Below are 14,481 nucleotides of genomic sequence, written 5' to 3'. Positions count from 1 at the left end.
CTTCTCGTCGCCTCCGCCCCTCGGCAGGAGGGCCGCATAGCCCCCCCAACGACCATGAGGAGGCGCATACCACTCGACTTCGCCGACTCCTTCCCCCGAGCCCGCCTGGTGCCGGCGGTCCCCGTGTCGTCCGGCTACGACAGTTCCGTTCACCTCATCGGATCCTCAATCAGCACTCTCAAACCCTGGATCCCCGGAGGGCTTCCCGAAGATGGGGTCGTGGCGATCCAGCCCGCGGTCCGTACGCAAAACCTCAAGGCCCTCGGGGACGCCACCACCCCTTTCACTTGGGGCGGCTACTTCACCAACTTCTCGGTCGTCCTGCCCGCAGGGGCGGGAGCCGTCCCCGCGGAGAACACACGCGCGTTCTTCCTCGACCGCTGCGGCTTCGCTCCCGAGGACGTCCTGATCCGCGCCAGCCGCGCGCACTCGAGCCTCTTCCCAGCCATTGAGGTCTTCGCCGAAAAGGTCCGGGTCGAATGGGACAGCAGGCCGCCGAAGTACTACACGCACACCGTCGGCCTCCCCGGCGTCCACGGCGTGAACTTCAACGTCGCCCTGCGGCATCCCCTGACGGGGCAGTACGACGACGTCGGGAACTACATCGACTTCACCTGTGACGGAGCCGGCTCCGTCACGGAGCCGTTCACCGAGATCGGCTTCGGCGACACGACCGTCCTCCGGGCGCGGCTGGGCCTCGACCACGTTCTGGACGCCTTCGCCTTCCCTCGCCCGCTCACCGCCGGCTACTGGTCCAACCGCCACGCCCAGGACGCGTTCCTGGTCTCGGCGGTGCTATGGAGCGAGGGCCTGCGGCCCTGCAACAAGAACGCACGGACCAAGCTCCTGCGCAAGTACCTGGAGGCGTGTCGTTCGGTCGTCTACAAGACCGATATCGGCCGGGCTGAGACCGCGGAATGGCTCCACGGCCTCTACACGGCGGAGGGATTCACTGGTGCCGACTTCAGCAGCATATGGTCGGAATACATGGAGAGCAATCTGTGGACCTGAAATATAAGAACGTCGCATCGGTGTACGACCTCGTGTATGAGGCACGCACCGAAGACGTCGAGTTCTATCTGCAGCAGGTAGCGAAGGCTAACCCGAGTCACCTCGCGGAATTCGGCTGTGGCACCGGACGTGTCACCCTCGAACTGGCCCAGCGGCTCCCTCACACCCAGATCACGGCGGTTGACATGGACGCCGACGAGGTCCAGGTCCTCGACGACGCCCTGCGCGCCCGGGGCATCAGCTCCGTCCGGACCCGGTGCGAGCTGATCCAGCACTTTGAAGGCCATGACGTGGACATGGCCATCGCCCCCTTTCGGGTGTTCCAGCACGTCCTCGACCTAGGTGAGCTCGAGAACTGCCTGCGACAGGTCTCCTCGAGCATGCGTCCCGGCGGCCGCTTCGTCTTCGACCTGTTCAACCCCTCGATCCCTCTGCTCTCCAAGACCGGAGTGATCGCCTCCCAGGTGTTCAAGGACGACGACGGATACCGCGTTGAGCGCAGGGTCACCGTCAACGACCGAGACTACTTCCGGCAGACGCAGCTCATCGAAGAGGACTACACGGTCACCACCCCTGACGGCCAGAGCTACGACCTCCACTGGCACTACCAGACCAGGTGGTACTTCCTCGGCGAGGTGATTCCGCTCCTCCAGCGCTCGGGGTTCGACATCGACCGGATCGACTCGGACTACAAGGGGACCCCTTACGGCGAAGGGGACTATCCCGGGGACCTCGTCTTCCATCTCGTTAGCAAGTAATCACCAACCAAGTCACCGCGACGGAGTCACAAGGCATGACTGAAGCACCAGTCCTCGATGAGGACCTCAACCTCCACCTCTCCGTGGAAGCCGAGGCTTCCCCCCTCTCCCTCCTTCAGGGCGAGGCCCGCACGGTTGGCGGCCCTCGTACGGTCGTCGCGGTCGAAGCCGGCGGCCGGGCCCAGTCGTTGCGTCAGGTGTTCGCCGAGGCGGGCAAGGCCCGGACCGTGACGGCCGGCAGTGAGGGCGGCCTGCGCGTCCTGCGCACTACCGCGGCGCTGCTCCTGACCATGGCCGTACGGGAGGAGTTCCCTGACGCCCTGCCTGCCGGCTCCGCACTGACCGAGGACGGCTTCTCCTGCGACTTCGCGCACCTTGAGCCGGTCACGCCCGAGGTACTGAAGAAGCTCGACAAGCGGATGCGCCGACTGGCCAAGCGCGGCCTCCCCATTGATGCCCGACGGCTCGCATCTGCAGGGGAGGCCTCGGGTCCGGCTGCAGGCAATCCGTTCGCACAAGCACTCGCTGAGGCGGAACTCCAGCAGGAGTCTTCGGACCTGTATGTGTACACGGTGGGCCAGAACGGCGCCGCACCTCAGTGGACCGGGCTCGGCACCGGCGTCGTCGCCCCGGGCACCGGCTACGTCACGGCATTCGAACTGACCGCCTCCTCTGCGGTGTACTGGCAGGGTGTGGAGGGCAACGAGAGCCTCCAGCGAATCACTGGCACCGCCTGGCCCGACGAGGAGGCCCTCGGCCGTCACCGGGAGCTCCAGGAGGAGGCGGCTCGCCGCGACCACCGTCGGCTCGGCTCCGAGATGGAACTGTTCACCTTCGCCGACGAGATCGGTCCAGGTCTGCCCATCCTGCTGCCGAACGGCGCGGCCATCCGCGACGAGATGCAGCGGTACTCGCTCGACAAGCACCGCAGGTCGGGTTACACCCTGATCAACACCCCGTTCATCGCCAAGGACGAGCTGTTCCTGCGTTCGGGCCATCTCCCCTACTACGCCGACGGTATGTTCCCCGGCATGGCGGTGGACGGCAGCGAGTACTACCTCAAGGCCATGAACTGCCCCATGCACGCGGTGGTGTACAAGAACCGCGGCCGCTCCTACAAGGAACTACCACTGCGGCTCTTCGAGTTCGGTTCCGTGCACCGGTACGAGCGCTCTGGCACCCTCCACGGCCTGACCCGGGTCCGGAACATGACGCAGGATGACGCGCACATCTTCTGCACCATGGAGCAGATTCAGGACGAGCTGAAGACGGTTCTCGCCTTCGTGCTCGACCTCCTGCGCGACTTCGGCCTGCGCGACTTCTACCTCGAACTGTCGACCCGAGACGACTCCGACAAGTTCATCGGCAGCGATGAAGACTGGACGGCGGCCACCCAAGCCCTAGCCGCCGCCGCCGACTCCACCGGTCTTGAACTCGTCCCCGACCCGGGTGGCGCCGCGTTCTACGGTCCCAAGATCAGCGTGCAGGTTAAGGACTCGCTGGGCCGGAACTGGCAAATGTCCACGATCCAGCTCGACTTCCAGACGCCAGCCCGGTTCGAGCTGGCCTACCAGGCCGCCGACGGATCCCGCGTCCGCCCTGTGATGATCCACCGCGCCCTTTTCGGCTCCCTGGAGCGGTTCCTCGGCGTCCTCATCGAGCACTACGGCGGGCAATTCCCGGCCTGGCTGGCCCCCATCCATGTGGCGGGCATCCCGGTGCGCGCAGACACCGAGGCGGGCCACATCGAGTACCTCTCGAAGTTCATGGCAAAGCTCTGCGACTCGGGCGTCAGATCCCACCTTGACACGTCAAGTGACCGCCTGCCGAAGAAGATCCTTAACGCTCAGCGGCTGCGCGCTCCGTTCGTGGTCGTCGCCGGTGACCGCGACGTGGCCGCCGGGACGGCGGCGCTCCGGTTCCGGGACGGTTCCCAGCAGCAGGACGTGCCGCTCGCCGAGATCGGGGACCTCATCCGTCGGACCATCGATTCTCGCGAGACGAGCAGCCCCACCGCTGCTCCGCAGGCGGAGCGAGACATGTGACATGCCAGAAATCACCTTTCCGCCACCGCTGAAGTCGGGCGATGGGATCTTGGTGATATCTCTGTCCTCCAACACCGCCTCGCGGTTCAGCCGCCGGCTGACGCGGGGCGTTCGGGAACTGGAGAGAAGGGGGTTTCGGGTCCGCCTGGGCTCCCATGTCGCCGACCACCGGAGCCCCGGCGCGGAGACCATCGCCACCCGGCTCACCGACCTCCACCGAGGGTTCGCCGACCCCGACGTATCGGCGATCATGTCAGTCATCGGAGGCTGGGCCTCACACCAGGTCCTCGACTCCGTAGATCTGGATCTGGTACGCGCGAACCCGAAATGGTTCATCGGCTATAGCGACACCAGCTCCCTCCACCTCCTCCTCAGTGAGCGAGCGCGTCTGGCCAGCGTCTACGGGCCGGCGCTTCTGCCGCAGTTCGGAGAGCCAAGGGGTGTCCTCCCGTACTCCCTGGATTCGCTCCTTCAGGCCACCCGCGGTGGAGCCTACGAGGTGTCGTGGCCAGAGATACGAGTGGATGAGAGACGCCCGTGGGAGACAGACGACACCGTACCGAGGAGGGCGGTCCCGAGCCCCGGCCCCCTCGTCATCAAGGAGGGTTCAGCTCATGGTGAGGTGTTGGGGCTCAACCTAGAGACGCTCATGTCCCACGCGGGGACGCCACACTGGCCCCGCCTTAGCGGACGCATCCTCCTCGTCGAGATCTCCGACAGCGCCCTGGAGTGGCAGGCCTTGAGGCTTGTTCACCAGCTCAGCCAACAGGAGGAGTTCGGAATGCTCTCGGGACTCGCCCTTGGGCGGATACCACGAGGCATCGGCATCGACCCGGACACGGTACTCAAGCGACTGAGTGAGGTGACACACGGGACGGACATGACCGTGGTGGCCGACCTGCCCTTCGGCCATGTCGACCCCATCATGTCGATCCCCCTCGGCAGGACAGCGGTGCTGACGGCGGAGACGAACGGACACGTGTCGTTGCGCTTCGGCGCCGTCCCGGACGCCTCACCGAGCTCACCCGCCCGGCGAGGACACCGAGAAAGGTTCACCTACTCATGACCGCACCATCCCATCCGATCCAAGATGTCGCCAAAGAGGCACCGCAAAGCGGCGGGGGCTGCCCTGTCCAGGGGAACGTCGACCAGTTGCTTGTCAGCGATCCCTACCAGGCGTACGCCCTCCTGTGGTCACAAGGCGACGGGACGGTGTGGCACGAGCCGACGCGTTCCTGGTACGTCACGGACCCGGCACGCATACGCGAGATGCTGACGGACCGGCGGTTCGTCGCGCGGGGCGCCTCCCCTCTGGAGCCCGCGTTGGACGACGCCCCGGGGGCGCAGGCCGTTTTGGAACTGGAAGCATTCCTGGGGTGCTGGCCCGTCTTCTCCGACGCCCCCATCCAGCGTGCTGCCAGCCAGGCGCTACGCAAGCACTTCTCCCGGGCGCAAGCCGAGCGCCTGCGGCCGACCCTCCGCGAAGCCTTCGCGGAGATCGTCCATCGGGCCGATAGCCGAAAGCTTGTTTCCACATTCGCGCAGCCCGTCAGCCAGGTCACGCTTTCCCTGCTGCTGCGGCTGCCCGTAGAGGAGGTGAACCAGCTGCGGGCGATGACGGCCCCGACGATCACGTACCTTGCTCACGACGGCCAAGACGTGGCACTTGCCCGAGCCGCCCTTACCCGCATCATGGACCTTGAGGCATGGCTGAGCGCGCGTGGCCGTACCCAGGACGACTGGCTGCTGAACGAGTTGAACGCGGCGGGAGTTGAGCTGACATCGCGCGAGTTGGCGGCCGTGTACATGCAGATCGTCACCGGCGCCCTGGACCCGACATCGAACGCGCTCATCGGTGCGCTGAAATGCATCAAGCACGCGCCGGAAGCACGGGGGCTGATGGCCGCCGGAGACTTCGCCGGCCTCGTCAACCGGTGCCTCAGCCGCGACACCGGATTCCACTTCGCACCCCGTCGGTCCCAGTGCCCGATCACTTTTCACGGCCACCACGTCGGTCCCGGGGAACGCGTCGTCGGTGTAGTGGCTTGGGCCGCCGCAGTCGACGCGGAAACCGATGGTCATGCAGCCGAGTCAGGCGCTCTCCCGCCCCATGCCACCTCCATGGCCTTCGGCTATGGCCGGCACTTCTGCCTGGGTGCCAGCATCGCTCAAGTGACCCTGGAGGAGGCTCTCAGGAGCCTCCTCAGCCACCGCGACCCCGCCGAACTCGAAATCGACGGCGTCGAGCGGATCCCGGCGCTCGGCGCATCCGTTTACCGCGATGGTTCTTCACGCCCTAAGATCCCGGACATGGAGTGACATCCAATTAGATAAATGTAGAAATACTCGTCGCTGCTGACCGTGATCTATGGAACTGTGACGTGCATGGCTCACGATTCGATCGACCAAGCACGACGCATCGTGCACGACCGTTTTCCGGACGCTCGAGGCGCGGTACTGGCGGGCTCCGTCGCCGCCGGGCAGGCGACCGCCAGCAGCGACCTCGACATCGCAATCCTCATCGGCAGCGGTGGCGAAACACGCCGGGAGACCCTGCGTTTCGAGGGACGTGTCGTGGAGCTCTTCATACACACCCGCGCCGGCCTGAGCGACCTCTTCGCCGTGGATGTCGCCACGCGCCGTGCAGTCCTGCAGAGCATGTACGCCACCGGCCTCACCCTGATCGACGTGGAAGGGGAGGTCGAACGCGCCCGGTCCCTTGCAGACGCCGACCTTCGCAAGGGCCCGCCCGCGCTCGACCGAGAAACGGTGGAGACCAAGCGCTACGGGTTGACCGACGCCCTGGACGACCTGGGCGACGCGACCGACCCCATCGAGCGCCTTGTCGTGGCCGGATTCGTCCTCAACGCTGCCGCCGACCTTCTGTGCGACCACCACCGGGCGTGGACGGGTAGCGGTAAGTGGCTGCCGCGGCGCCTGCTGGAAGCAGACCCCGAACTTGGAGCTGCCCTGCTCGGCGGGCACCTGCACCTGTGCGACACCAGGGCCCCGGACCGCCTCATCGAGGCCGCCTCGAAGATCCTCGATCTCGCCGGCGGGCATCTCCGTGAGGGTTACAGCAGGGCCTGGCACGGAGTCATCGAGTCCGTCGCCACTGGCGTCGGACGCTGAAGCGCACTGCCCTACGGAGCTAGCGACCCAGGTGTCAACAACGTCCGCCAGTTTTATACCTAGTCCGTCTCCGAGGCGGCCGGGCTGGCGGCACCACGGAGCGGTCCACAGGCTCGCCGGAAAGCGGCGCGGACGGTGGCTGAAGCGGGCAGCGCGCGGCGGACGACCGGGCGGGGGTCGATGCCGCGGGCGCGGTCGGTTCGCCTCAACCGTGGGGCCTCCGCCTACCGAGCTCCGCCACTCAGCTCAGAGACATGGGCCGTCTGGGAAGGTGGAACGGCCCGAAGTAGCTCCCACAACGGCCGCGAGCCCGAAGCCCACGTCGCCAGCGTCTGGCGGTCCACCACATGCAGCCGCTGCTGCCTGGCGAAGGTGACGCCCGGCCCGCTCACCCCGCCGTTCGTCACGATCACCGCGACGTCCGCCCCGTGCACCGGCCGGGGCGTTCCGAGTCTCGGCCTCGTATCGACCGCCCTACTTGCGGTCCCGGTCAGGGGCGGTCGGGCTCCTCCCACGCTGGCACCCTCTCCCCCGGCGACAGATCCGGCGCTGTGCGGATGTTGTGATGCCGACTGAGGGCGGACAGGGCCGCGAGGTGACCACACATGCCGTGCACGGACGGCCCGGGCGGGGTAGCTGCCGAGCACAGGTACACGCCGGGCAGCGGTGTGGTGTAGGGGTTCCAGCGTGGCGTCGGCCGGGCCAGGGACTGGCGCAGGGTCAGGGCGCCGGCGGCGATGTCACCTCCGACGTAGTTCGGGTTGTAGGCCTCGAACTCGGCGGCTGAGCGGCCCCGGGAGGCGACGATCGTGTCGGTGAACCCGGGCGCGTACCGCTCGATGCGTTTGCGGATCAGTTCGACCGGGTCGCGGGTGTCGCCGTTGGGGACGTGGGCGTAGGCCCACACGGGCCGTTTGCCGCCCACGGCCCGGGACGGGTCTGTCACGGCCGGGTCAACGACCAGCAGGAAGGGATCAGGGACACGCTCCCCCGCGGCGGTGGCGGTCTCCTGCCGGAGGATGTCGGCGCGGGTGCCGCCGAGGTGCACGGTGCCAGCCCGGCCGACGAGCGGGTTGGCCCAGGGGACGGGCCCGTCGACGAGGAAGTCGGCCTTGGCCGCTCCGGGGCCGTACCGGTAGCGGCCGAGAGAGCGTCGGTAGCCGGCGGGCAGCCGCTGCCCGGCGATCGCGAGGAACTCCTTGGGGCCCACGTCCAGCAGGATTAGCGGGACGTCACCCAGCTCCGCCAGGTCGCGGACGTGGTGCCCGGTGTGCACCGTGCCGCCGTGCGCGGCGATGTCGGCGACCATCGCATGAGCGATCCGGGCGCTGCCGCCCTGTGGCAGCGGCCAGCCGCTGCTGTGGGCGGTGTGCGCGAGCAGCATGGCCACGGCCGCCGAGGCTAGGGAGGGGAGTTTACCGACGGCGTGCGCGGCGACGCCGGTCAGCAGCGCGGCGGCCTCGTCGGTGGTGAACGGGGTGCGGTTCGTGGCGTGCGCCAGCATCCGGGGCGCCAGCACCAGTGGGGTGACAGGATCGCCCGGCAGGGTGCGCTGGGTGGCGAGGATCAGGTCGACGACTGCGGTGGAGCGGGATACCAGGGGCCGCATGAGGCGCTCCCAGCGCGGTCCGTCCGCGCCCAGGTGCTCGGCGGTGCGGGTCAGGTCCCGCCAGGCGGCTGCCGCCCGGCCGTCGGGCAGGGGGTGAGCGTATGGCAGGTCGGGCTGCAGCAGCCGTACGCCCCGGGCGGGCAAGTCGAACCGGCGGAAGAACGCGGAGGCTGCGGCCATCGGGTGGACGGCGGAGCAGATGTCGTGCCGTACGTCGCTGTCGAACAGCGCCGTGGTGCGCAGCCCGCCCCCGACCGTGTCGGCCTTCTCGTGCAGCGATACTTTGAGTCCGGCCCGAGCGAGGGTGACCGCGGCGGCCAATCCGTTGGGCCCGGTTCCGACTATCGCAGCGTCCGTCATGACGCGCCTCCCCTCGCGTGCGTCAGCTGTTGTCCGGTCAGGCGCCGGTAGGTGCTGTCGTGGTCCATGAGCTCGGCGTGGGTGCCGCTCGCGCGCAACCGTCCGCCCTCAATCAGCAGGATGCGGTCGGCGTCGATGGTGCTGGAGACGCGGTGGGCGATGGTGAGGACCTGGCAGTGGGCGCCGATGGCGGTGAGGGCCTTGCGCAGTGTCGTCTCGGAGTCGGAGTCGAGATTGGAGGTGGCCTCGTCCAGGAGTAGCACGTCGGGGCGGGTGAGCAGGGCACGGGCGATGGCGAGCCGCTGCCGCTGTCCTCCCGAGAGGCCGAGGCCCCCTTCACCCAGTTGGGTATCGAGGCCGTCCGGCAGGGCGTCGACGACCTCGGTGAGGTGGGCCGCCGCTACCGCCGCCTCGATTTGGGAGGCGGTGGCGTCGGGGCGGGCATAGAGGAGGTTCTCCCGGACGGTGCCGCGCATCAGCGGTACGTCCTGTTCGACCAGTCCGATGCGACCGCGCAGTTCGCGCAGCGGCATTGCGGCCGTGTCCACTCCGGCGAGGCGGATCGTGCCGCGGTCGGGTGCGTAGAAGCGCTCGATGAGCTGGAACAGGGTGGTCTTGCCGGCGCCGGACGGGCCGACGACGGCGGTGATCCCGGTGGGCGGCAGCGCGAACGACACTCCGCGCAGGGCGGCAGGGCCGGTGTCGGTGTAGGAGAAGCTGACGTTGTCGAACTCGATGGCCGGGGCGGCTGGCACGGGCGCGCCGGCGGCGGCCGCCGTGGTGGTTTCCACATCGATACGGGCCAGGTCCTTGACCCGGTCGATGGCGGCGCGGCCCTGCTGGAGTTCACCGAGCGACATGAACAGGGTCACGAGCGGGGCGACCAGGTAGAACAGGTACATGACGAACGCGGTGAGATCCTCGATGGGCAACGCACCCGTGGCGGTGCGTGCCATGCCCCAGGTGATCACCACAGCGAGGGAGACCTGCGTCCCCACGTTCATGGCGGGCATGAACATTGCGGACAGCCGGGTCACCCGGAGCCCGCTGGTCCGCGCGGCGGCGGCGAGCTTCCCGATGCGGTCGGCCTCGCGCCGTTCGGCACGCGAGGCCTTCACCGTGGTCAGTGCGCCCAGGATGCGCAGGAGAGCGGACCCGTACTCCCCGGTGTCCTGACGGTTCGCCACCGCTGCCCTGCGGACGGCGCGAGCCAGACCGAGGGCGGCCGCCGAGGCGGTGCCCAGGCAGGCAGCGGTGACCAGCAGCATTCTCCAGTCGATCCACGCCATGACGCCGACGCAGCCGACCACGGTGAACGCCGAGGTGACCATCTGGGAGACGGAGGAGGACAGCGCGACCCGGGCGAGGGAGGTGTCGGAGACGGTGCGGGTCAGCACGTCACCATGTTCGAGTCTGTTGAAGTCCCGGATCCGCGCGTTCAACAAGCGGCCGGTCAGGGTGGAGCGCATGTCGAGGACGATGTTTTCCCCGGCACGTCCGATCAGGTAGAAGTGGGCAGCGGCAAGCAGCGCGTCGACGAGAAACAGCGCCGCGACGAGGGCGATCGGACCCGTCTTCGAGGCGCCCGCCGCCACGGCCTCGATCAGGTTTCCGATGAGAAGAGGCTGGAGCAGGGTGGCGGCTGTACCTGCCAGACCGAGCATGATGCCGGTGCCGAGCAGCGTCTGCTGGCGGCGGACGATCGCGGATGTGTTCACTGCCTGCCCCTGCCGGCCGCGATCGCGGCGATCAGGCCACGTGCTGCCACCACTGACCCCTTCCTCGTCCTGGTGCGGTTGTGCCTGGTCGGTTGCAGGTGTCAGGCGTCCTTGGTGTAGACGCTGACGAACATCGGCCCCTGCGGTGTGTACGGGGACGCGTCCCAGGCGGCGTTTCGGGCCCGCGGCGTCAGGCCGGCGGCAGCGGCGTAGGCATCCACCTCCTCGGGCGTGGTGAGGCGGCTCAGCTCGGTGCCGATTCTCGAGGTGCCGTCCGCCTCGAACCAGATGTGCGAGCACTGCCACAGGTCCTGCTCGGGATCCAGCGTCGAGTGAGTTTGCAGACCTGTGCCCGGCTCTGGATAGGGGACGAAGTAGGTCATCCGCCGCTGTCCTCCATGGAAGGCGAGCACGCCGGACTTGTTGTGCGTCTCTACGACGAGGACGCCGCCGGGTGCGAGCCGTTCTGCCGCACGGCTGACCGCTCGCTGCTGGTCGGCGGGGTTAAGCAGCATGGACAGGGTGCCGCACACGCAGTAGACCAGCCCGTACTGACGGTCGTCGGTGTAGGTGCGGATGTCACCGCGCACCCCTTCGACGTCGGCGCCCGTGGCCGCCACGTCCTTCTCCAGCTCCGACAGCATCTCCGGGGAGGAGTCCACCCCTACAACCCGGCCGGTTTGCCGGGAGACCGGTATGGCGATCCGGCCGGTTCCCACGCCCAGTTCCAGGGTGCCGAGGGCGTGGTCCGGGTGCAGGGACGCCAGTTGCTTCGCCGTCTGGTCAGCCAGGCCGTCCTTGGGGAAGAGCCGGTCGTACCATCCGTCGAACTGACGGCCGTAACCAATGTCATCGATGCGCGTCATGCTGCGTCCTCCTCCTCGCCGCTGGGTCGACGGATCGTTACTTCTTCAGACTCCGGTAGGCGATGACTGCCGCGATGCAGGCGCCGATGCCAATCACGATGTACACGGCCGCATTACTCATGGCGTTTTCCTAGGGACGTGAGGAGACGGGGGCAGAGTGCGTGCGCCTGTGCTGCCGGACACGAGGGCGGGAGGAGGCGGCTGCCGGGTTCATCGGCGTGTAGGGGGAGACGAAAATCATCTCCGGAGTCGTGGAGGTGTCGTAGCCGGTGGCGCGGGCCAGGGCGAACTGGAAACCCTTGACATCGCCCGCCGTCTCATCGGCTATCCGTGCCCGCAAATGACCGACGATGACCCGATAGCCCGGTGTGCGGACGACCGTGGAGAAGCCCTTGTCGAGCAGCTGCAGCATCTCGCTGCAGATGTCGAACACGGCCTTCTCGGCGCGCCTGCTAGGGAACCAGGCGATCTGCCGGAACCGCCGCCCCTCTATCACGTCGACCGCCTGCCACGGCGACGCCTCGCCCGCGGTGTTCAGTGTGCGGTAGAAGAAGTGATAGTCGTGCGTCGCCGGTTCGGGCGCGAAGAACCGCCAGTTTGGCAGTAACGAGAACGTGTCCTTGAGCTGAAGCCGGTTGAAGGTCGGATTCGGGTGTTGCGCGGCGAGAGTGCCGACCAGCATCGCCGCACCGGAGATCCGCGCTGCCGCCCCGGGACCGCTGAAGACGTTTTTTACCAACTGCTTCACTGCCCTGCCTCCTCCGCGACACGCACCTGCACTGTGGCGTCCGCCTCGGCCCCGTCGAGGAAGGCGATGATGCGGCGGCCGGCCTCGGTGCCGAAACGGGCACTGGTCAGCAGCGAGTCGTGATCGGCCTCCTCCAGCACGACGCTCTCCACTCGGTTTCCCCGGCCTCGGTGCGCCTCGGCGATCTCGTTGTGCATCAGCAACTGCTCCGGGTCACGGTCGACGGTCTGCTGTGCGGAGACCACCAGCGCGTGGGAGTCGATCGCCGGCAGTTTCCCATCGAAGGCCCGGAACTCCTTCTCGACGGCGGCCCACTCGCGACGGCCGGCCTCCCACAGGCGGGAGTCGGTGTACTGTGCGAACACCCGGTCACGGCAGTTGGCGGGCAGAGCCTCCAGCCAGTCGGGCCGTGCCATGAGGATGCCGAGCCCGGCTTTGAGCGACCGCACCAGGGTGTTCATTCCGCTCGCGAGGCGTTCGGCCGCTTCGCTCTGTTGGTTCGACCGGTTCAGCTCGCCGGGGTGGGAGGAGTCCAGATAGATGATGCTGTGCAGCCTGTCACCCAGGTGTTCGGAGGCACGGCGGGCCAGTTCGCCGCCGAGCGAGTGTCCGACCAGCACGACCTTGCGCCCTTCCGGGACCGCCCCGCGGACCAGGTCGGCCAGATCGTCGACCGATTCGCCCAGGTGGTAGAGGGACGTGCTGCGGCGCCTGCTTCCGGCGTATCCGGCGCGGGCGTAGGTGAGCAGGCCGTAGCCACTGTCCAGGGCGACCTTCTCCGTGATCCACCCGAAGTGCTCGGACGTGGAGGCGAGCCCGGCGGCGAAGACGAGGACCGGCAGGGACTCGTCGTCCCCCTCGCTCATCTCGTACTGGAGCTCATTGCCGTGGCGTGTGGTCAGTCGGCGCGAGTGCGGCCATCCTTCGAGCGTGCGCATGCGCCGCTGGACCGCGACCAGACCGGCCACCGAGGCGGCTACCGTCAGCAGCACGGCACCCGCCTGAAGGAGGCGGTCGTCGCGGTCGGCCACCGACGGGTGCGCCTTCGGGGTCGAGGTGTAGGCGACCATGGGGTGCATGGAGGTGAACGCGGTGACGAACCGGCCCAGGCCCATGACCAGACCATTCGCCAGGTGGAACGTTCCGGCACTGGCAATCACCGGCCGGGCGAGCCTGCCGCCGGCGAGATAGGCGACGGGAAAGAGGCACTCGAGCGCGAGCACGCCGTGGGTCAGGTATTTCGCCGCCCGCGGATATCTCTGTGTGAGTTCGTAGGTGGGCCGGTGGCCGTAGGTTCTGGTCCGCATGACACCGCCCAGTGCGGTGGCGTCCTTCCATGCCGTGCCCAGCAGTTTCACCCAGCCGGATACGAGGTACGAGGCGTTGGCCTGCAGTGCCACATACCACAGGAGGGCATCCTGGGTCTGCGGGCGGGTGGAGAGGCGAGCCATGCCGGTGGCCGTCTGCACCAGAACCGACACCTGGTCAGAGCCGTCGGTCCCATAGCGGTGCCGCGGGTAGAGCGCGGCGGTGGTAGCACCGAGGAAGAGGTTGCCCGCCCCGCGCCAGCGGCTGCTGCCGGGCAGCAGCATGCCGACGCTGACCACGGCACGGGCCGTGTGCAGCGCCACGGTGGTCTTCTCTCCGCTGACGATGTCGAGAAGCTTGCGGGTGACGGGGGTCGACCGCGCCTGCGAACCCCGAGCCGTCGGCCAGTGGTTGAGTCCGCCCGGCTGCGTCTGCCTACGCTGGGCCAGATACTCTAACGAGGCCGTCAGCGTGGTGACAGCGGACAGGCGCTCTGAGACACCGATCGCACGCGACCTGGTCACAGGGATCGGGCCGGTCAACGCGGATAAGATTCTCTTCGGCAGCTTCACGAGGGCCTCCCAAACCCAATCTGTGAACTCTTCTTCAAGGGGACAACTGGGTAACGCGGCTCTGCCGGGCCAGACCTGCTCTCTGGCCCGGCAGAGCTCTGTGCGTCGGGCTCGGGCGCGCCAGGCACCCGTCCGGGTCAGCCCCGGCCGGCCTCGAAGGCGCCGACCACGGCGCAGGACACCGCCACGCCGCCGAGGAAGGCGGAGGGCGTCGCGAGCACCGGAGCGGCGCCCGGGAAGACCTGGCCTTCGGAGGCGGAGATTTCCGTCTCCGCCAGGCGGGCGGACTCGTTCACCTGCATGGTGAGTTCAGTCATTGCGTCTCCTTTCAGCATGTCGAATGCGTCGGGCTGA

At 68.0% G+C, this 14,481-nt stretch carries 12 protein-coding genes; 6 read left to right on the top strand and 6 right to left on the bottom strand.

Annotated features, from left to right (window positions below; genetic code table 11):
- Window positions 1–219: 219 nt before the first annotated feature.
- The 6 genes from ABZ016_RS13785 (at window position 220) to ABZ016_RS13760 (ending at window position 6,946) form a co-directional block, all read left to right on the top strand.
- Window positions 220–1,011, top strand: coding sequence for a hypothetical protein (locus ABZ016_RS13785; RefSeq protein WP_356916775.1), 792 nt, complete (start codon window positions 220–222; stop codon window positions 1,009–1,011).
- On the top strand, window positions 1,002–1,769 hold the full coding sequence (locus ABZ016_RS13780; RefSeq protein ID WP_356916774.1) for a class I SAM-dependent methyltransferase: 768 nt from the start codon (window positions 1,002–1,004) through the stop codon (window positions 1,767–1,769). The genes ABZ016_RS13785 and ABZ016_RS13780 overlap by 10 nt, the downstream gene beginning before the upstream one ends.
- A 35-nt stretch (window positions 1,770–1,804) precedes the next feature.
- Window positions 1,805–3,814 carry a threonine--tRNA ligase gene (thrS, locus tag ABZ016_RS13775; protein WP_356916773.1) on the top strand — a complete coding sequence of 670 codons (2,010 nt, stop codon included), beginning with the start codon at window positions 1,805–1,807 and terminating at the stop codon, window positions 3,812–3,814.
- Window position 3,815: 1 nt separating this feature from the next.
- A complete protein-coding gene (locus tag ABZ016_RS13770) occupies window positions 3,816–4,880 on the top strand; it encodes a S66 peptidase family protein (RefSeq protein ID WP_356916772.1) in 1,065 nt (354 codons plus the stop codon).
- Complete coding sequence (locus tag ABZ016_RS13765; protein WP_356916771.1) at window positions 4,877–6,133, top strand: hypothetical protein; 1,257 nt, start codon at window positions 4,877–4,879, stop codon at window positions 6,131–6,133. Before ABZ016_RS13770 ends, ABZ016_RS13765 begins: the two co-directional genes overlap by 4 nt.
- Window positions 6,134–6,199: 66 nt before the next feature.
- A complete protein-coding gene (locus tag ABZ016_RS13760; RefSeq protein ID WP_356916770.1) occupies window positions 6,200–6,946 on the top strand; it encodes a nucleotidyltransferase domain-containing protein in 747 nt (248 codons plus the stop codon).
- Between the two features lie 490 nt (window positions 6,947–7,436).
- On the opposite strand, the gene ABZ016_RS13755 is transcribed toward ABZ016_RS13760, so the two are convergent.
- The 6 genes from ABZ016_RS13755 to ABZ016_RS13730 all read right to left on the bottom strand — a co-directional run bounded on the left by ABZ016_RS13755 (window position 7,437) and on the right by ABZ016_RS13730 (window position 14,444).
- A complete protein-coding gene (locus ABZ016_RS13755) occupies window positions 7,437–8,915 on the bottom strand; it encodes an NAD(P)/FAD-dependent oxidoreductase (protein ID WP_356916769.1) in 1,479 nt (492 codons plus the stop codon).
- A complete protein-coding gene (locus tag ABZ016_RS13750; protein WP_356916768.1) occupies window positions 8,912–10,633 on the bottom strand; it encodes an ABC transporter ATP-binding protein in 1,722 nt (573 codons plus the stop codon). Before ABZ016_RS13750 ends, ABZ016_RS13755 begins: the two co-directional genes overlap by 4 nt.
- 101 nt (window positions 10,634–10,734) lie before the next feature.
- A complete protein-coding gene (locus ABZ016_RS13745) occupies window positions 10,735–11,499 on the bottom strand; it encodes a class I SAM-dependent methyltransferase (RefSeq protein WP_356916767.1) in 765 nt (254 codons plus the stop codon).
- A 130-nt stretch (window positions 11,500–11,629) separates the two neighbouring features.
- Window positions 11,630–12,247: a hypothetical protein gene (locus ABZ016_RS13740; RefSeq protein ID WP_356916766.1), complete on the bottom strand. Its 618-nt coding sequence runs from the start codon at window positions 12,245–12,247 to the stop codon at window positions 11,630–11,632.
- Complete coding sequence (locus tag ABZ016_RS13735; protein ID WP_356916765.1) at window positions 12,244–13,878, bottom strand: alpha/beta fold hydrolase; 1,635 nt, start codon at window positions 13,876–13,878, stop codon at window positions 12,244–12,246. The genes ABZ016_RS13740 and ABZ016_RS13735 overlap by 4 nt, the downstream gene beginning before the upstream one ends.
- A gap of 386 nt (window positions 13,879–14,264) precedes the next feature.
- Window positions 14,265–14,444, bottom strand: a complete 180-nt coding sequence (locus tag ABZ016_RS13730; protein WP_356916764.1) for a hypothetical protein — start codon at window positions 14,442–14,444, stop codon at window positions 14,265–14,267.
- Window positions 14,445–14,481: the final 37 nt, after the last annotated feature.

It is taken from the genome of Streptomyces sp. NPDC006372, assembly GCF_040612515.1.
Classification (GTDB): Bacteria; Actinomycetota; Actinomycetes; order Streptomycetales; family Streptomycetaceae; genus Streptomyces.
Note: the sequence above shows the minus strand (reverse complement) of the source record. Positions and strands in the feature narration are given on the sequence as shown.

Coding starts and splice junctions, on each gene's coding strand:
- ABZ016_RS13760 (WP_356916770.1), top strand. CDS start 6,200: ATGGCTCACGATTCGATCGACCAAGCACGACGCATCGTGCACGACCGT.
- ABZ016_RS13755 (WP_356916769.1), bottom strand. CDS start 8,915: ATGACGGACGCTGCGATAGTCGGAACCGGGCCCAACGGATTGGCCGCC.
- thrS (WP_356916773.1), top strand. CDS start 1,805: ATGACTGAAGCACCAGTCCTCGATGAGGACCTCAACCTCCACCTCTCC.
- ABZ016_RS13745 (WP_356916767.1), bottom strand. CDS start 11,499: ATGACGCGCATCGATGACATTGGTTACGGCCGTCAGTTCGACGGATGG.
- ABZ016_RS13730 (WP_356916764.1), bottom strand. CDS start 14,444: ATGACTGAACTCACCATGCAGGTGAACGAGTCCGCCCGCCTGGCGGAG.
- ABZ016_RS13765 (WP_356916771.1), top strand. CDS start 4,877: ATGACCGCACCATCCCATCCGATCCAAGATGTCGCCAAAGAGGCACCG.
- ABZ016_RS13770 (WP_356916772.1), top strand. CDS start 3,816: ATGCCAGAAATCACCTTTCCGCCACCGCTGAAGTCGGGCGATGGGATC.